Origin of the sequence: Candidatus Kaistella beijingensis, assembly GCF_020084865.1 — a bacterium.
GTDB lineage: Bacteria > Bacteroidota > Bacteroidia > Flavobacteriales > Weeksellaceae > Kaistella > Kaistella beijingensis.
This window is the reverse complement of the sequence record NZ_CP071953.1, coordinates 276149-292533: the sequence shown is the minus strand read 5'-3', so window position 1 is coordinate 292533 and position 16385 is coordinate 276149. Positions and strand designations below refer to the sequence as shown.

At 36.3% G+C, this 16385-nt stretch carries 21 protein-coding genes; 3 read left to right on the top strand and 18 right to left on the bottom strand.

From position 1 onward, the window contains the following. Positions 1–241 precede the first annotated feature (241 nt). The 6 genes from J4771_RS01330 to J4771_RS01305 form a co-directional block, all read right to left on the bottom strand. Positions 242–802, bottom strand: coding sequence for a Crp/Fnr family transcriptional regulator (locus J4771_RS01330; protein ID WP_224135693.1), 561 nt, complete (start codon positions 800–802; stop codon positions 242–244). 81 nt (positions 803–883) lie between these two features. Then, positions 884–1882, bottom strand: a complete 999-nt coding sequence (locus tag J4771_RS01325; RefSeq protein ID WP_224135692.1) for an alpha/beta hydrolase — start codon at positions 1880–1882, stop codon at positions 884–886. Positions 1883–1996: 114 nt separating this feature from the next. Beyond that, positions 1997–2896, bottom strand: a complete 900-nt coding sequence (locus J4771_RS01320) for a 3-hydroxyacyl-CoA dehydrogenase (protein WP_224135690.1) — start codon at positions 2894–2896, stop codon at positions 1997–1999. A 64-nt stretch (positions 2897–2960) separates the two neighbouring features. Next, the gene (locus J4771_RS01315) at positions 2961–4868 is read right to left on the bottom strand and encodes an oleate hydratase (RefSeq protein WP_224135688.1); all 1908 of its coding nucleotides are present in this window, start codon (positions 4866–4868) and stop codon (positions 2961–2963) included. A gap of 156 nt (positions 4869–5024) precedes the next feature. Next, positions 5025–5282, bottom strand: a complete 258-nt coding sequence (locus tag J4771_RS01310) for a winged helix-turn-helix transcriptional regulator (RefSeq protein WP_317196360.1) — start codon at positions 5280–5282, stop codon at positions 5025–5027. Positions 5283–5775: 493 nt separating this feature from the next. Next, complete coding sequence (locus J4771_RS01305) at positions 5776–6654, bottom strand: SDR family oxidoreductase (protein ID WP_224135685.1); 879 nt, start codon at positions 6652–6654, stop codon at positions 5776–5778. Between the two features lie 110 nt (positions 6655–6764). Here J4771_RS01305 and J4771_RS01300 point away from each other — a divergent pair, with 110 nt between their 5' ends. After that, positions 6765–7100 (top strand): winged helix-turn-helix transcriptional regulator, encoded by a 336-nt coding sequence (locus tag J4771_RS01300; RefSeq protein WP_224135683.1) that lies wholly within the window; start codon positions 6765–6767, stop codon positions 7098–7100. A 215-nt stretch (positions 7101–7315) separates the two neighbouring features. Here J4771_RS01300 and J4771_RS01295 read toward each other — a convergent pair whose 3' ends face one another. From J4771_RS01295 to J4771_RS01250, 10 genes are all read right to left on the bottom strand, one after another. Beyond that, the gene (locus tag J4771_RS01295) at positions 7316–8329 is read right to left on the bottom strand and encodes a zinc-binding alcohol dehydrogenase family protein (RefSeq protein ID WP_224135680.1); all 1014 of its coding nucleotides are present in this window, start codon (positions 8327–8329) and stop codon (positions 7316–7318) included. Between the two features lie 184 nt (positions 8330–8513). After that, entirely contained in the window at positions 8514–9455 is a 942-nt protein-coding gene (locus J4771_RS01290) for an alpha/beta fold hydrolase (RefSeq protein WP_224135678.1), read from the bottom strand. A 250-nt stretch (positions 9456–9705) separates the two neighbouring features. Further along, positions 9706–10572 carry a DUF5829 family protein gene (locus J4771_RS01285; RefSeq protein WP_224135676.1) on the bottom strand — a complete coding sequence of 289 codons (867 nt, stop codon included), beginning with the start codon at positions 10570–10572 and terminating at the stop codon, positions 9706–9708. A 168-nt stretch (positions 10573–10740) separates the two neighbouring features. Then, positions 10741–11139, bottom strand: a complete 399-nt coding sequence (locus tag J4771_RS01280) for an integrase core domain-containing protein (protein WP_224135675.1) — start codon at positions 11137–11139, stop codon at positions 10741–10743. 6 nt (positions 11140–11145) lie between these two features. Beyond that, the gene (locus J4771_RS01275) at positions 11146–11460 is read right to left on the bottom strand and encodes a hypothetical protein (protein ID WP_224135674.1); all 315 of its coding nucleotides are present in this window, start codon (positions 11458–11460) and stop codon (positions 11146–11148) included. Between the two features lie 131 nt (positions 11461–11591). Beyond that, entirely contained in the window at positions 11592–11774 is a 183-nt protein-coding gene (locus tag J4771_RS01270) for a hypothetical protein (protein WP_224135673.1), read from the bottom strand. 473 nt (positions 11775–12247) lie between these two features. Further along, the gene (locus J4771_RS01265) at positions 12248–12547 is read right to left on the bottom strand and encodes a type II toxin-antitoxin system RelE/ParE family toxin (protein ID WP_224135672.1); all 300 of its coding nucleotides are present in this window, start codon (positions 12545–12547) and stop codon (positions 12248–12250) included. Next, on the bottom strand, positions 12547–12795 hold the full coding sequence (locus J4771_RS01260; RefSeq protein ID WP_077564582.1) for a type II toxin-antitoxin system ParD family antitoxin: 249 nt from the start codon (positions 12793–12795) through the stop codon (positions 12547–12549). The genes J4771_RS01265 and J4771_RS01260 overlap by 1 nt, the downstream gene beginning before the upstream one ends. 234 nt (positions 12796–13029) lie before the next feature. Further along, a complete protein-coding gene (uraH, locus tag J4771_RS01255) occupies positions 13030–13440 on the bottom strand; it encodes a hydroxyisourate hydrolase (protein WP_224135671.1) in 411 nt (136 codons plus the stop codon). A 15-nt stretch (positions 13441–13455) separates the two neighbouring features. Beyond that, complete coding sequence (locus J4771_RS01250; RefSeq protein ID WP_224135670.1) at positions 13456–13956, bottom strand: GlcG/HbpS family heme-binding protein; 501 nt, start codon at positions 13954–13956, stop codon at positions 13456–13458. A gap of 297 nt (positions 13957–14253) precedes the next feature. Here J4771_RS01250 and J4771_RS01245 point away from each other — a divergent pair, with 297 nt between their 5' ends. Beyond that, a complete protein-coding gene (locus tag J4771_RS01245) occupies positions 14254–14577 on the top strand; it encodes a phage integrase N-terminal SAM-like domain-containing protein (protein WP_224135669.1) in 324 nt (107 codons plus the stop codon). A gap of 9 nt (positions 14578–14586) precedes the next feature. Next, a complete protein-coding gene (locus tag J4771_RS01240) occupies positions 14587–14808 on the top strand; it encodes a site-specific integrase (RefSeq protein ID WP_224135668.1) in 222 nt (73 codons plus the stop codon). A gap of 372 nt (positions 14809–15180) precedes the next feature. Here J4771_RS01240 and J4771_RS01235 read toward each other — a convergent pair whose 3' ends face one another. Both J4771_RS01235 and J4771_RS01230 read right to left on the bottom strand, forming a co-directional pair. Continuing rightward, on the bottom strand, positions 15181–15453 hold the full coding sequence (locus J4771_RS01235) for a DUF4242 domain-containing protein (protein ID WP_224135667.1): 273 nt from the start codon (positions 15451–15453) through the stop codon (positions 15181–15183). 367 nt (positions 15454–15820) lie between these two features. Then, the gene (locus J4771_RS01230; protein WP_224135666.1) at positions 15821–16363 is read right to left on the bottom strand and encodes a hypothetical protein; all 543 of its coding nucleotides are present in this window, start codon (positions 16361–16363) and stop codon (positions 15821–15823) included. Positions 16364–16385: the final 22 nt, after the last annotated feature.

Genomic DNA, 16385 nt, shown 5'->3' with positions numbered 1-16385 from the left:
AAAATTAACCGTTTCAAGGCTATAAAGGTTGCAAATCTGTTCGGAAAAGCACTTAACTACAAAGCACGCATCGCAGCCAACAGCCGTAAAGACGCCATTAATTCATGGTCTGTGTTGTAAATATACATTTTTTTAGTCACTTAGCGTTCTTCAGACGCAAGAATAAAATTTTTACAAACTATTGAATTTTTTTTCGCACCGCCACTCAAATAGCATCTCTGTCTGTAATTTGATAAATTTTCTAAACCTCACTTCTTATCCTGCTAAGTGTTTCCTGAGAAATGCCAAGATAAGAAGCTATCATCCCAAGCGGCGCACGCAAAAGTATATCAGAATTTTCTTCTAAAAGCTGAATATATTTTTCCTTTGCCGTCATATACTGCAAGGAATTGATGCGCCTTTCCATATTCGACATCAGAAGCCCCAAAACACGGCGGCTGAAATTGGCTATGGTGAGCGAAGTTTCGCAGAGTTCTTCCATTTTCGAGTAACGGAAAAAGACAATCTCACTGTCTTCCAAAGTTTCAATGGAATGCCGCGCCGGAATTTTCTCAAAAATGGTGTCTATATTGGCGAGGATGCTGTTTTCGGGGTAAAAATTGGTGGTGATATCTTTTCCTTTTTCAAAATAAAACGAGCGCAGAAGCCCTTTTTCTACAAAATACACCTTGCGGTTTAGCGTGTTTTGATCGCTGATGATGGTTCCCTTTTTCACAGAAATATTTTCGGTTTGCGTGTTCAGAAAACTGCGGATATCATCATCGATCGTAATATATGTGGCAAGGATTTCGGGAAAAGTCATCAGGATTCAATTTGTACAAAAATAAAAATAATGCCCCAGAATTGAGGCATTATTCACTAACTAAACATTAAAAATAAACTATTAAAAATTAATCTTCTGTAGCCAACTGAAAAGTTCGTCATATACTTTTTCTCGCACCGGTTTTTTGGAAAGCACCAAATCGTGAATGCCGCCTTTAACGGGAATTATCGTGAGATTCCCCCTAAAATTTTCAGCATTTTTATGAATATCCTTAACGTTCAGGATGATATCGGTAGAAGTCACTTCCTCATTCCAGACTTTTGGATAGCCCGATTTTTCAGAATGCATCACCAATACCGGAACCTTGAGTTCTGCGTTGCGGATGTCTTTCTGTCCGCGATGAATGGCACGGATAAATCCAAAATTTACTTTCCCGTTGGCATTGGGTTTCAGTTTTAAATCATAATTCCATTCACCTTTAAAATCTTTATGCAGACTTTCGCCGTAGAAAGTGGAAAATCCACCGCCAACTTTCGTGTCAGGATAATGTTTTCCCAAACCACTGATGATGGGAACCCCAATTTTTTGCGCCAGAAACCCCATATTGAAATCATAAAACGGACTGTTAACCCAAAGTCCGGCAATGTTCGGATTTTCACTGTGATATTTCATATACCGAGTCGTAATCAAGCCGCCGGTTGAATGCCCTGCCAGCAGAATTTTGTGATGATTTTCAAAAGCAATGATTTTTAAAGCCTCATCGATTTCGGCATTGTATTCGTCCAGGTTTCTGACATTATTACAAGTTTGATGGGGCAAATATGAACGCCCATATTTTCGTAAATCCAAAGCATAAAAGTCAAACCCTTTTTCATTGAATTTTTCAGCCATTTCCGCCTGAAAGAAATAATCGTTAAACCCGTGAATATACAACACAGCTTTATGGGTGGGACTTTCCGCTTTTTTGCGGATGACTGTTGCGGTAACTTTTCCTTCGTAATCAGTTGGAAAATTCAATGTTTTCTGCTCAAAACCGTTTCCCAAAATATCCGGCGAATATGCCTGCGAGTACAAAAACCCCGAAAGGAAGATCAGCAGCAGTAAAAAGGTCTTTTTCATTGTCCAGTTGTTAGTTATCGCAAAGTTCGGGCTTTCTTTGAAAGTTGGCTTTGACATTAATCAAAAAAACGCCCGGAAATTTCCGGACGCCCTTCCTTTACAAATGAAAACTTTCTATTTCAAAAAATCTTTACCCTGAAAAGTTGGGTTGGGATATTTATAAAAACCTTCGCCGCTTGAAACGCCGAGTTTTCCGGCATCTATAAACTGATTTTTCAGCACGTTGACAAACTTCATTTTTTCCTCATTTCCGGTGCGCTCCGCCTCGGTTTTAAAAATGTGGTACACCGTTCCCAAACCCACTACATCCAAAATACCGAACGGTCCTATTGGCGAACCGGTTCCGAGCATCCAGGTTTTGTCGATAGTTTCAATGTCGGCAACGCCTTTGGCATACAGCAGAATTCCCGAACTCAACAGCGGCACCAAAAGCGTGTTAAGAATATAGCCCGGCTGTTCTTTTTTCAGTGGCAGCGCAATCATTCCGATAGATTTTGCAAATTCCACGAGTGTTTCAAATACTTCGGGATTGGTCTTTTCGGTACCCATAATTTCCGCCGTGTTGTGTTTCCAGATTTCGTTGGCGAAATGCAAAGCGAGAAATTTTTCCGGCCTTCCGGTTTCATCCATCAATAAACTCGGCAAAAGTGTGGAAGTATTGGTGGCAAAAATTGTTTTTTCGGGGGCGATTTTGGATAAATTTCTGTAAAATTCCTTTTTAATACCGATACTTTCAGGTATGGCTTCAATCAGAAGATCCGCTTCGGAAACCGCTTCCTGAAGGCTGATGGAAAACTGGAGTTTCTGATAGGCTTCTTCCAGTTTTTCAGATGAAATCTGAAGGTCCGATTTGTATCGGGGCAGAAAAGTATCAATCAGTTTTTTGGATTTTTCAATTGCTTCGCCGTTGATGTCGTAAATGGTCACGTCATAGCCGTGCAGTGCGGATTGAAAAGCAATCTGCGAACCCAAAACGCCGCTTCCGGCTACGGTGATTTTTTTTATTGTTGTCATTTTTTTTAAATTTTAGAAAACCTTACAGGTATTCAAGACCTCTCAGGTTTTTCAGGTTAAATAATTACTCCCCTTCTTGCTTATGCTCAAAGAGACCTTTCAGTTTGTCCCACTGCTGCGCGAAAAAACCATCGTGTTCGTCGTGAGAAATTTCAGGAAGAATATGCTCGAAATAGGTATTCTTCAAAACTTTGTTCAGAATTCCGCTGCCCGGAAAACCTTTGCCGTCGTTCAAAGTATTGGCGGCTTTTAACAAATGACGGATGTCGTATTGCAACGGATTGATGTCAGGGACCTGTTTGTTGCTGTCCAGAAGTTCATAAACCGCAATTCTCGCTGTTCTCACCGAACTTTCCATTGTAAAAACCACGTCGTTATTGGTTTCCACAAACTGTCCGACCAGTCCGAGATTCACGCAACCATCGGGTACAACCTGTGGACGGTCACCTTTGGCACGCGGTAAAAACATCGAGGTGATATACGGCATATAAGAGGTTTTCACAATCGTATTCTGTATGATATTGTCCAGTTGATTTTCAATACCTAAATGATAGGCCAACTCTGCCAAAATCTCGTTACCGGTGCATTCCGGCATTGTTTTCTGAACGTAATTTCCCTTTTCGTCCATCAGCAAAGCATACACCCAGATGACCAAAACATCATCCGGCTGATTCGGGAAATGGGGCTGTCTGTTGCAGGTAAAACTCATCACCCAATTGCTGTCGGTAATCGAAATAATACCGCCTGTAACGGTTTTGCCGGAATACGGGTCGTTCACCGAATACTCTTTCAGTTTTTCTACAAAAGCAGACGGTTTGCAGGTGAGCGTTGCCGACATCCACGCCGATTTGGAAACATCCGAATTGAATTTTTCAGGTTTGCCAAACACTTTAGATTTTTTTGCCAGATTATTCCAAACAGTCCATCCTTTTGATTTGCCGGAATTTTCTTTGGTAAAATCTACCAATGGCGCCGTAACATTGTCGCCGTAGCGTGTATCTTCCGTCATCGATCCAGTAGTGACGATCACAAAATCATTTTCGCGTAATGCAATGTTCACTTCAGAACCGTTCTGTTCGGTGATGATGTTTCTGACGATTTTTTTATCGCCCGTGATTTCGATATCCAGGTCTTTTACCACGGTTTCAAATTGAATTTTTACGCCGAGTTCTTGTAAATGTTTCCGTAACGGCACTACGAATGTGTCATACTGGTTGTATTTTGGGAAAACCAGCGACGAAAGGTCGTTCAAACCATCAATCGCGTGAAGGAAACGGTGAAAATAGAGTTTCAGTTCCAGTAAACTTTGCCAGTTTTCAAAAGCAAACATGGTGCGCCAAAACCACCAGAAATTACTTTCCAAAAAGGTTTCGGAAAACCAATCTTCAATCGTTAAATCGTCCAAATTTTCTTTTTTCGCGAGCAAAAGTTTCATCACCGCCAACTGATCTTTTTTGCTGAGCCCGAATTTGCTGAAATCTTTTACTTCGCCTTTGTTGTGAATAAGCCTTGCTTTGGAATGGTTGCGGTCGTTGTCGTTTACAATTCGGTATTCATCGAGCACGGAATAAGGCTTGGGAAGTTCCAAAGCGGGAATATCCTGAAACATATCCCAGAAATTTTCGTAGGTAAAATCCATTTCACGGCCGCCGCGAATAATGTATCCGGTTTCAGCATTTCCCGAGCCGTCCAAAGAACCTCCTTCAATGTTCAACTGCTCTAAAAAAGTAATATTTCCGGCAGGAATTTGCCCGTCGCGAATGAAATAATAGGCCGAAGAAAGTCCGGCGATTCCGCTACCTACAATATAAACTTTGCTGTCTTTAAATTTGCCATCCGGAAGTCCGATATTTCTTTGGTAATTCCCAATCTGATCCGGAAAAGGCATTGTGTTGGTGGGAACATTTTGCAGGCGCGTTTGGCTTGCATCGGGTTGATGATTTACTTTTCTGTGATTTTCGGTTGTGTTCATAATTAATTTTTTGTTGATTAATGATGACTCAAAATTACGACCGCAGGTTTATTAATCTTTTGACATTTGTCAAAAAGTGATTAAAGGTGAGAGGTGCGAAGTTGGATTTTAGCACTTGACCCGCCATTACGCAAATCCGATGTTGTGCGTCCGCACTTATTTCGTTATTTTCTGTCCCTCTTCAATTTGTTTGTCGCCCCAATCTTTAAGATAACTAATGAAAGGAATAAGTTCCTGTCCTACTTCTGTTAGTGTGTATTCTACTTTCGAGGGAACTTCGTCATAAACTTTTCGGTTAATCAAATTGTCGGTTTCCAACTCTCTTAAAGTTTGTGTCAGCATTTTGATCGTGATGTCGGTAATGTCCTGGTTAATTCTCCATAACGCAAAATAGTATGGTCGTTTAAATACCATAAAATTTGCCTTTATACTTGCCTCCAATGCGTCTAAAAGCGTAATCAACAGAGCAAGTTGCAACTTCTGGAAAAATTTTTTCTTTGTTTTTCATTTTACAATTTATTGATAACTTTAATTGGTAATGAAAATGACAAAAGAACAAAAACCACTGTTGGCGCAATCTCTGATGATGAGTACATTCGTGTCAATAATCAATGGTTAGTTACCAAAAGAGTAGGTCATTTTAATTGGCAAGACAAAACGGAAGTAAAATCTTAAAATTGCGGTTTTGAAATTAAAAATGCTGTTCTCCGTGGACAGCATTTTTGTTTTTACGTGTCATTTAGTATGACGCACAACGTTAAAAGTATTTGCGAAGGTAGTGCTTTGAAAACCGTCAGACCAAATACAGCAGAAAAGCTGATAGAAGTACAACTGTTGATGCATTTCAGTCAGCCCTGCTTTTACCAAACCGATGTTAGTGGTTCGTTGCATTGTTTGATAATTTCTGTTATAGATTAGCAGTGTATAATTTGCCTAAAAATTCTTGTACGGTAGTTGGTCTTCTTCCCAGTAATTTCTCTAGATCTGTACTTTCTTTATCCAACTCACCTTGTGCCTGTGCAACTGCAAAGCTTGAAAATATGCCAATTACCTCTGCGGGCACACCTTGGCTAGCTAATGTTTTGCCATATTCTTCTACCGAAGGCGAAATGTAGTTAATCGGTTTTTCAAGGGCTTCTGAAACGGTCTTTGCAATATCATGGTAAGTAACTGCCGTTGTATTTGTAAAGTCGTATTCTTTACCAATATGACTATCAGTCACTAAAATATTTGCAGTTGCTTCAGCCATTTCAGATCGTAATACAGCACTTACTTTGCCATTTTCAGCTGGCACGAAAATTACACCTGTTTCTGCAACTTTTTCACCAATAAAGCCAGGTAAAAAGTCCATATAAAGATTGTTTTTCAAAATGGTGTAATCAATACCGCTTTCCTTCAACGATTTTTCAGTTTGAATATGCGATTGAGCTACTATCCCTAATGGAGAATTTTCGCTTTCATTTCTTCTCTGAAAACTGGTGTAGATCATGTGTTTTACACCTGCTTCTTTAGCTGCATTAATTACGTTTAGGTGTTGAGCGGTACGATTCATAAGGTCGCTGCCTGATACTAAAAGTAGTTTTTCTACTCCTACAAAAGCAGTTGCAAGCGAATTGTAATTGTTGTAATCTCCAATTAATGTTTTTACACCTTTCTTTTTAAATTCATCAACGGACTGTTCATTTCTAACTAATGCTGAAATTCGTTTGGCTTCAACTCCTTTTTCTAAAAGAAAATTAATGGTTGCATTTCCAAAATGCCCTGTTGCTCCTGTTACTAAAATCATTTTTTTGTTTTTTTTAATTTATTAATTACATTTGTTACACAAAGTAACTAATAATAGTTTATAAATGTAATAAGTTACCCAAAGGTAACATTAAAATTAGTAGTAACGATATGGTAACTAACGCGAAGCAAACAAGTGAAATTAATTGTCCCGTAGCAGCAACGCTTCTACTTATTGGGGGTAAATGGAAACCTATTATAATGTACTGTCTAAGGTCAGAAACAAGAAGGTTTGGTGAAATAGTGGCAAGAATTCCTACCATCTCAAGAAAGGTTTTAACCGAACAGTTGAAGGAATTAGAACAAGACAATTTAATATCCAGAAAACACTTCAAAGAGATTCCACCCAGAGTTGAATATTCTTTGACAGACCTCGGTAAGAGTATGGCTCCCGTGTTTTTGGAAATAGAAAAATGGGGTTTAGAGAATATTATAAATAAAAGATAGGTCAGCTATATTTTGTAACTGATAGTTGTAGAGTGTAGCTTTAAAATGACCGCTAACGGTATACATATTGGCGATGGTGGTGCATTTGAAAAACGTCAGCACTACATTTGCACAAATGCCCGATAGAATACCAAATGTTGAATTTACAACTGTCAGCCCCACTATTGCCAATGCGATGTTAGCCGTTCGCCTTTCTTTATTAGTCCTATATGCTTTTAATACTTAATTACTAATTTTCCAATTGTGGTGCCACTCTCTAATTGAGTATGTGCATTTTTGAAGTTTTCAACCGAAAAACCTTGCAATGTGGTCGTTAAGGTAGATTGTAATATCCCATCATCTAACCACTTTGAAATTTGATTTAGGATGTGATGTTGCTGTACCATATCATCAGTTTGAAACATAGAACGGGTAAACATTAACTCCCAATGAAAACTTACACTTTTACTTTTTAATTGACGTAAATTAACAGGTTCAGTCGGGTCGCTAATCGAACCAATTTTCCCTTGTGGTTTTATTAATTGCACCATTGTTTCCCAATATTGATTTAGGTCCACAAAGTCCACAATAAAATCAACAGTTTCATAGCCGATGCTTTTCATCTCTTGTAGTAAGTTTTTATGATTTACTACAAAATCAGCACCCATTTTTTTACACCATTCTATTGAGTTTTCTCTTGATGCAGTGGCAATTACTTTTAAACCTAAAATATTTTTAGCAATCTGCGTAGCTACCGAGCCAACGCCGCCAGCACCGCCGATAATTAAAATTGATTTCCCATTGTCTTTTTCTGCACTTAATTGCATTCTGTCAAATAATATTTCAAAAGCTGTCAATGAAGTAAGCGGCATAGCAGCAGATGCCTCGATATGGATATTATTAGGAGAGAACCCTACAATTCTTTCATCAACTAATTGAAATTCTTGATAACTACCGTCCTTTGTTATATCTCCTGCATAAAAAACGTTGTCACCCTTTTTAAACAAAGTGGCGTTTTCTCCAACCGCTTCAACAACTCCAACAGCGTCCCAACCTATAATTTTGGGATTGTCTGAGATTTTATCTTTCAGACTATTCTGGCGTATCTTATAGTCCACAGGGTTTATTGATACAGCTTGTATTTTCACCAACAATTCATATCCTTTTGGCCCTGGTGTTTCTTTTTCAAATTGTATAAAACTGTCTGCTTGTGAAATTGGTAAACTTGTTTTAAATCCTATTGCTTGCATATTTTTTTTTATTAAATTATTGTTTTGATTGTTTTGCTAAGGTGACGGTTAACGATTTCGGGCTTGCCGAAGGCGGACATTTTTAGCACAAAAAATCAATACAATTACCTTTGTTGAAACTTGCACAAAAGATCAAACAACGAACTTCATCCCTGCTTTTAGCAAACCTTTGTTGGCTACTGTTTTATTTTTGAACTTTCAGCTTTAGTTTTTTTAACCATTTTTCTGTGTCTGCAAAAAATTGTATTGGTTGCTCTACCCAACTAAAATGTCCGGCATCATTTATTACGATTTCTGTTGCATTAGGAATATTTTTTACAATTCTGTCTGCTTGGGATACTTTGTCGCAAATAAAATCGTCATCACCAACTACAATTAACGTAGGGACTTTAATCTTGGTGAGCAGTGGAAATAAATATTCTGAGCCAAAAAAAGAGGCATCCGTATATTCTCCGGCTTTGTCACTTATTTGTGGATCACCCAATTTCTCAAATTCTGAAATCTTATTTACATCGTGAAAATAAAAAGGAAAAATATAGGGCATCATTTCCGAGTTTTTATTTTTTGTAGTGTCCTTTCCAAAAAAGATATTTGATCCTGCTTCGAAATACGGTTGCCCTTTACGTTTCATTACCATTTTTGTAAACTCTCTTTCATATATACTGTCCCTTCCAGCAAGTGGTGCTAAAGCAATTATTCCATTTAGGTTTTTATTATGATGTATGCCATAATTAAGTACTTGAAATCCGCCCATAGAATGTCCCATCACCCAAACTTTGGGTTGTTTTAGGTAAGTTCTTAAACTGTCCATATCATTCATAAAATCTCGGCTTGAATATTTTGTTGAATCGTTTGGACCAGTCGACTGGCCACTACTTCGTGTGTCGTAATAAACAATTGTAAAATATTTTTCAAATGGTGTTAGGGAGTTTTTTAGATAATTAATTGATGGTCCCCAACCTGGTGAAGGTACAAGACAAATTGGACCTTTGCCACTAACATAATAGTGAATCTTTATTCCGTTAATGTCGGCAAAATGGTCTCCTTGCGATAAAGCGCTTTGTCCAAATGCCAAATTTGTTAGACAAAAAGTAATAATTGTCAGAAGAAAGCAAGTTCTTTTCATATGTTGTTGTAACTATTTGGTTTCTTAGGGTGTCTGCAAAATATCATCCAACGGGAAAAGTATTAGCTAGGAACGGGCTACTTTCCACACATTTTCAAAGGAAAACCGAACCTTAGCAAAAATTTTTTCCTTTTGCTAATTTAATAAAAAAAGTTAAAGAAAAAATTTTTTTGCGGATACTGCTAAATCAGTTCTCAAAGAATATATTCACCCCGTTTTCGCCAATACAATTTTGGCAGAAGTTTTTTTATTAGTTGTCCTTAAAAATAAGTTTAGCTTGTTTACCCTTTATTTTTATGTAAAGATTATCGCTAATTTTTAAAATACGATTATTCTGTTCTGTTAAAAGTGAAATTGTTATTTCCTTTATTTGAAATTTTGGCAACTTTTGTACTTCGACAAATTCGATTGTTGTTTCACTATTAGCAATTTTATTTTTTGTTCTTTTACAATTATTTATTGTACCAAACTTTTGTAAATCATCAATAAGTTTTTTGTCTGCATAAAGTTTAATATAGGTTACCATTGAAAACTGTCTTGGATATTTTTTTCCATTTGATAAAATACTATTATACTCTTTATACGTCATTGACTTGTCTATTTGCTCACCGGTGAAACCTAAATACTTTAAGTATTCATTTTGATATTCTAAAATTGATAATTCATTTTTAGAATTTTTGAAACTTAAAGTTTTATACCAAGGAATAATAGTTAAACTGTCTAAAAATGTGGTTGTAGAAGTATCAATTGGATATTTAAGCAATTTTGATTTTCCAATTATGTCGTCTAGAATGCCGATTTTACGAGTTTTAAATTCAATTCCCCAATCGCCAAAATTGTCTCCAAATTTGTCAGATTTTTTGGGTTGGAAAAATTCTATTGTAGAAGATTCTCCAATAAAGTATTTGCCTGTATATGAATTGTTATTTGTCTCTTGATGACTTTCTTTACAGAATAATAATGTGTCTTTTAGAAACTTGTTTTGAAATAAACTTTTGTAAGTAATACTGTCAACACAAATAAAAATTGTGTTGAAATCAGTTTTAATATTTGGCTTTATTTGTCCAAAGGATAATAAATGCGTTAATGTTAAAAATATAAGTATATAGAGTCTCATGTCATGTCCTGAAATAGGTTGACTTTTTTTGGGTTAATATTTTGTTTTTTTTCACGATTTAAAAATAGGAATTTTCGATATTAGTTTCGGAATAAATTATGGAAAAATATCCAAGGTTTTTGCCAACAGATTTTCCCACAATTTCTTCCATTTTTTTCACCAACAACATCATGCTGATTTTTTACGATATGATTTGTATATTTGTGTATCAAATTCATTATGAGCTTGTTGCGGTGTTTTTAGGTTGAGGCTCCAATGTAATCTTTCGTTGTTGTAGATTTCTACAGCTTCTTTAATCATTTTTTGAGCAGTTTTTAAATCAAGAAGAACATTAATAAAACCAAATTCATATTTCAAAATGCCATTAATCCTTTCAGCGACTGCATTTTCGTAAGGATCATACTTTTGTGTGGTGCTCATTTTGTAGCCTAATTTCCTTGCAAAATCAGTATAATCTGGGCAACAATATTGCAATCCTCTGTCGGAATGATGAATGATATTCTCAGTATTAAATTGTCTGTTGTTATGCGCCATTTTAAGGGCTTTTTTCACCATTTCTACCTTCATATTGTCTTACAGAGCGTAACCCATTATTTTCTTGGAATAAGGGTCTGTTACCAGCGAAAGATAGGCATGTCCTTCATCCGTTTTGATGTAGGTAATGTCGCAAACTACGGCCTGTTCAGCGTGTTTAAGTTCCGTTTCTTTCAAGAGATTTGGTGAAGTGTAGTAAAAATGTTTGGAATCTGTTGTGATGTGACAGCATTTGTTCTTTTTGATGAGCATTCCATGGTTTCGAAGTAGCGTGAATAAAGCATCACGCCCTATTTTAATCTTATTTTCCAAGAGTTCTGTCTTGATTTTATCCATGAGTTTTCGCGTGCCCATTTTTCGTTGTTTTTTACGGGCGTTTTCTACAATTTCAATTACTTCTTGATTGAGTTTTTGCTTCTCTTCAAACGTTTTTTGACGCTTGTAATAGGTTTGCTTGGAAATCCCAAACACTTGATACAAAAGCCTTATTTTAATTTTTTCTTCTTTTTTTGTATCTCGTTTGATAAATGTTTGGGTAATAATTCCTTTGAGAGTTCCTTACCTGTAACTCGTTCAAATTCAATGATTACGTCTTGTTGAAAGTCTTTGATCCACTGGAGTTCTTGAAGTTTTTCTTTGAGTTTTTTGTTTTCGTCTTGCAGGCTCATTGCTTTGGATTTTGAGGTGTAATTGGATAGTTTTTTCGCCAATAATCGATTGTGTTTCTTGAAATGTTGTATTTTCTGGAGGCAAAGTTAGTGGAAATTAAACCATTGTTAATCTGGGAAATAACGAAAATTTTAAATTCAAAAGATGTTTTTTTTACCGTTTCTTTTTCGGCAGGGCTGTCCATTTGTTAAGTCCATTGTTCAGTAAAAGTGCTTAATTTTTGGTCAACCTATTTTAGGACGATACATTTTATAAAATGGCAGCTAACGGAAAAAGTATTGGCGAAGTGCGGGCTAAATGGAACGAAAAGTTCAATTTCGACCAAACGTAGCCGATGCTTTTTTCTTACACTAAATTACTCTTTTTTGTGGAATAGAAAAGCAGCGGCGGCAAAATATTACAAAATTTCCAACTAAAACTTCACCCCGCACTTCGCCAATACTATGTTCTCTGCAGCCAGAATTGCGGTTATTTAATCATTTATGTGAGATTCGACATCCATTTGTTGATGAAGTATTCTGATAATTTCTATACATTCTTCCTTAAAGTTAATTCTGTAAAATATAAAATGAGATTTTACTCGAGAACGAAAATATCCTTTCCTAATTTCGTTATAATCTTTTCCCGATTTTGGATTTTTAGAAATATATTCGATTTCATCCATAATCAATTCAAAATAATAGTCAGCTTGTTCAATCGACCATTCTTCAAAAGTATAAAGCCAAACATTTTCTAAATCAATTTCTGCTTGTTTACTGATTTTGTAATTCATTATTCTGCAGAATATTTTTGATGTAAGTTTTGTTTGAAAGTTTCTCTATTAAAACTAGCCGCAAATCCCGATTTTTCACCTTTTTTAAGTTCTTTAATTAATTCAGATTTTTTAGTTTCCTCGTGTTCAAACATTCTTAAAGCGGCTCTTACAACTTCACTTGCTGAAGAATATTTTCCATTTTTAATTTGTGAATTGATAAAATTGTCGAAATAATCGCCCAATAAAATCGAAGTATTTTTTGCCATAACAATTTGATTTAATATTCAAAATCAAATATACCAAGTTTTGGTATTTAAACCAAATTTATTTACGTAATATTGGTCAAATCTGGTTGCAGATAACGGTTTGCCGCTTTGCGAAGGCGGGGTTTTTAAGCACTAAACTTCATTAGAAGTACAAAACTTGAATTTAGCACTTTACTGTCATAGAAGCACGAAACCCCCGTTTTTGCAAAACGGCTGTTATACGATGTTCTTTATTCAGTTCCCCCTGTATGTCGAGTAACCAAAAGGCGATAAAGTTATAGGTACGTGGTAATGTTCGTTGTCAACAAGTTCAAAAACTACTTCGATGAATGGATAGAATGATTTTTGTCCAATGGTATTAAAGTATGGACTTGTATGGAAAGTTAATTTATAAATCCCAACGTTATTTGTTCCGTCTTGTTTAAGAAAGTCTTTTATTCTTCCGTTCTCATCAGTCTTTTTTTCATCAATTTTTATCCAGTTGTCATTTTTATCTTTTTTTGATAATGTGATTTTCACACCTGTCGCTGGCTTGCCTGCTGTAATGTCAAGAATATGACTTGATAATTGATACCTTGTCTCTTGTGCGAAACTAAATTGTACCACAGTCATAAAAGCTAGAAGTAATAATGTTGCTTTTTTCATTTTCCGTTTTTTAAGTTATTTGTTTATTGTAAAGTTAAGATTTTGTATTGCAGTTAGGGCAATGAGATGGTCGTTTTCTCCGCCACCGCCACCCGATACGCCAAGGCTCCCAACTAACTCTCCGTTTTTCCAAATAGGTACACCCCCACGCAATAAAAGTAATTCAGGAATTGTATTTAAATTTTTAGAGTCTGGATTAGCGTCTGCTTTTTTGATTAATTCTAAAGTTGCTGTCTTTGTTGAAAGTGCAGTAAATGCTTTTCGTCTTGAAGCTTCGGTGTTGTGAGGTCCAACATTGTCGCCTTTAAGTAAAAGAATAACTGTACCTGATGCGTCTAAAACTGCAATTGATACATTTTTTTCGAGTTTAATGGCTTCTAGATTCACTTGTTTCGCTAGTTCTAATGCACCAGATTGGTTTAAACTTGTTGATTTTGTCGTACTATTCTGTCCAAATATAATCAAAGGAAATATTGATACGAATAGAATAATTTGAAAGAGTTTTTTTGTCAACATATTTTTTTCATTTTTCTTATGTGTCTGTTATAGAATATTGTATAACGGGAAAGGGCTTTGCGAGGTGCGGTCTACTGCAACCGAAAGTGGAGAGGAGAACCAATCTCTAGCAAAAACCATTTTCATTTTTTCAAATTTACAAAAAAAATGGAAAAGTTTTTTGCGGGTATTATCTAGAATATTTCTGAGATTTCTTTCAACCCTGCATCTTGCAAAACCCATGTTGAACTAAACCTCCGGTAGCTTTTCTCATTCGCCGTTTTAGTAACTTTGTTTTTATTAACCTTTTAAAAACTTATGAAATGGCTAGAAAAAAAATCTCCGGAGGATTTAAGACCTGCCTTGAGCGAAGTCGAAAGGACGAACAAATTCCTGAATCGTGCCTCAAGCGAAGTTAACGGTTTTGCCGAACTTCTGCAACGCTTCGAAAGAAATATTTCCATCCTGGGCAGAAGCAAGCGTACCTTCGACAATTATTCCCGTCACGTTGCAGCCTTAGCGCTTCATTTCGGTAAAGTCCCTACCGAATTAAACCCGGAAGAGATCAAAGATTACCTTTTTGAACTTCAAAAGCGATCAAAAACCCCTTCTCAGTCGTACTTTAAACATACCGTTTACTGACTGCGGTTTTTGCTGAAAACCGAAGGCTTGCCTTACAGCTACCTTCATCTTCCCGCGATTCCAAAAGTAAAAAAACTTCCCACTATTTTAAGCCGTGAAGAAATCTGGCGAATGCTTCAAAGTGCTGAACTCCTGAAAGACAACCTGCTCATCGGCCTGATCTACGGTTGCGGACTGAGCCTTCATCTGCACCTGCACTGCTTTGTTCCCGGTGGAGGCACTAATAAATAGGGAAAATGGAAAGGCAAAGTACGAATGTAATCTCACCCAACCTTTCTCTACGGAATATCCTTCGCGGGTAAGGGAAGCTGTGTCCTACAGCCAATAAACCCCGCAGAAACCACTTCCAAAGGCTACTCAACACAAAAAAAACTAGTCCTTCCGAAAAAAACTGCATTGTGTATCAAAATTCTAAAAACGACAACTCCATAAGGGGCCATCATACTGCTGAAAAGCCACCGGAGTTATAGTTTACCCTGAGCCTGTCGAAGGGTTCAACGGGCTTTCATGTTCTGTCCTGCGGACAAGACGAAAGCTTAGTTATTGGGCAGTTTTTTTGCTTGTTCCGTCCAATACATAGTTGACTAAATTGTCGCAATAACGTTATTCTGCGGTTGTCGGGTCAATAATTGTCACAACCTCACTAACAGAATTTGCAGGGAACCCTCCTTGCTGTGCATGTTCACGAACCGTCTCTTCATTTGGTGCTATGTAAACGCAATAAATTTTGTCGCCTGTTACATAGCTCTGAACCCATTGAATTTGAGGTCCCATATTACTTAATACTCCGCAAGAAGTTTGTGAAATACTTTTTAATTGTTCTGCAGTTAACTTACCTGCACCAGGAATTTCACGTTCAATTACATACTTAGGCATAGCTTATAATTTTAATTTTCCTACTCGTATGGCTTTTCGGTTTCGCCCCGTTTTTTTTTAAGTAGTGTCTGGTCTCCACTATTATGTTTTTTATTGATCGTATAAATTGTCAATCAAATTTAAATAAAATTTTTTCATAAGTTTTGTTTTGCATGTTATAACTGGCTTGTCTAAACTTGCCCATAACGGAAAAAGTATTGGCGAAGTGCGGGGAATTCGAAAAACTGGAAGTTCAAGAATTCACAAACGAAGCCGATGCTTTTTCAGATTGACTAAATTACATAAAAAAACAATATGAAAAGCAGCAGCGAAAGTAAATTTTACAAATTCAATGCAAAATTCAAGCCCGCATTTTGCCAATACAATGTTAGCTGAAGTTTTTTAGTATTAATTCTTCAATTAACTTTTGAAATTTCAATAAAGCAATTTTTTTTGCAGTCATTAATTCATGTAATATTTCGTCATTGTCTTCATTAAATTTTCTTAACTCTGAGACTGTGTAAAACTTCATGATGTTATGAATTGAAAGTGCTACTGAAAAATTATAATTTTCATCGTCGAATTTGCCATATTCATTAAGAAGAGCAATTATTTCTTTCATTCCAGATTCTTTGACACCTAAAGCCCGAATGATGCCTTCTTTGTTTCTTATATGGTAGTTTCCAGATAAGTGTTTTCGCAAAGGTTCAATAGCTTCAGGATAGCTTTGCTGTGTATTTACTAAATCCCATATAGAATCTATTTCAAGTCCATTTTCTTTTATTTCGTTCAGTAAATATCTAGTTTCTTCTCGTAACTCATTAGAAAAAATTTCTCCTGCCATTCTCATTTGCTCAATTTCCTCCTTAGTTTTAGTGGATTTTTTTAAAAGACTTAAGAACACTTTTTCGGAATCTGAAATATATTGCATTTTATCCATTTGCGGTTGGTAA

Excerpts from the sequence above, each read along its gene's own strand:
- J4771_RS01330 (WP_224135693.1), bottom strand. The coding sequence starts at position 802 with ATGACTTTTCCCGAAATCCTTGCCACATATATTACGATCGATGATGAT.
- J4771_RS01325 (WP_224135692.1), bottom strand. The coding sequence starts at position 1,882 with ATGAAAAAGACCTTTTTACTGCTGCTGATCTTCCTTTCGGGGTTTTTG.
- J4771_RS01320 (WP_224135690.1), bottom strand. The coding sequence starts at position 2,896 with ATGACAACAATAAAAAAAATCACCGTAGCCGGAAGCGGCGTTTTGGGT.
- J4771_RS01315 (WP_224135688.1), bottom strand. The coding sequence starts at position 4,868 with ATGAACACAACCGAAAATCACAGAAAAGTAAATCATCAACCCGATGCA.
- J4771_RS01310 (WP_317196360.1), bottom strand. The coding sequence starts at position 5,282 with ATGGTATTTAAACGACCATACTATTTTGCGTTATGGAGAATTAACCAG.
- J4771_RS01305 (WP_224135685.1), bottom strand. The coding sequence starts at position 6,654 with ATGATTTTAGTAACAGGAGCAACAGGGCATTTTGGAAATGCAACCATT.
- J4771_RS01300 (WP_224135683.1), top strand. The coding sequence starts at position 6,765 with ATGGTAACTAACGCGAAGCAAACAAGTGAAATTAATTGTCCCGTAGCA.
- J4771_RS01295 (WP_224135680.1), bottom strand. The coding sequence starts at position 8,329 with ATGCAAGCAATAGGATTTAAAACAAGTTTACCAATTTCACAAGCAGAC.
- J4771_RS01290 (WP_224135678.1), bottom strand. The coding sequence starts at position 9,455 with ATGAAAAGAACTTGCTTTCTTCTGACAATTATTACTTTTTGTCTAACA.
- J4771_RS01285 (WP_224135676.1), bottom strand. The coding sequence starts at position 10,572 with ATGAGACTCTATATACTTATATTTTTAACATTAACGCATTTATTATCC.
- J4771_RS01280 (WP_224135675.1), bottom strand. The coding sequence starts at position 11,139 with ATGAAGGTAGAAATGGTGAAAAAAGCCCTTAAAATGGCGCATAACAAC.
- J4771_RS01275 (WP_224135674.1), bottom strand. The coding sequence starts at position 11,460 with ATGGGCACGCGAAAACTCATGGATAAAATCAAGACAGAACTCTTGGAA.
- J4771_RS01270 (WP_224135673.1), bottom strand. The coding sequence starts at position 11,774 with ATGAGCCTGCAAGACGAAAACAAAAAACTCAAAGAAAAACTTCAAGAA.
- J4771_RS01265 (WP_224135672.1), bottom strand. The coding sequence starts at position 12,547 with ATGAATTACAAAATCAGTAAACAAGCAGAAATTGATTTAGAAAATGTT.
- J4771_RS01260 (WP_077564582.1), bottom strand. The coding sequence starts at position 12,795 with ATGGCAAAAAATACTTCGATTTTATTGGGCGATTATTTCGACAATTTT.
- uraH (WP_224135671.1), bottom strand. The coding sequence starts at position 13,440 with ATGAAAAAAGCAACATTATTACTTCTAGCTTTTATGACTGTGGTACAA.
- J4771_RS01250 (WP_224135670.1), bottom strand. The coding sequence starts at position 13,956 with ATGTTGACAAAAAAACTCTTTCAAATTATTCTATTCGTATCAATATTT.
- J4771_RS01245 (WP_224135669.1), top strand. The coding sequence starts at position 14,254 with ATGAAATGGCTAGAAAAAAAATCTCCGGAGGATTTAAGACCTGCCTTG.
- J4771_RS01235 (WP_224135667.1), bottom strand. The coding sequence starts at position 15,453 with ATGCCTAAGTATGTAATTGAACGTGAAATTCCTGGTGCAGGTAAGTTA.
- J4771_RS01230 (WP_224135666.1), bottom strand. The coding sequence starts at position 16,363 with ATGCAATATATTTCAGATTCCGAAAAAGTGTTCTTAAGTCTTTTAAAA.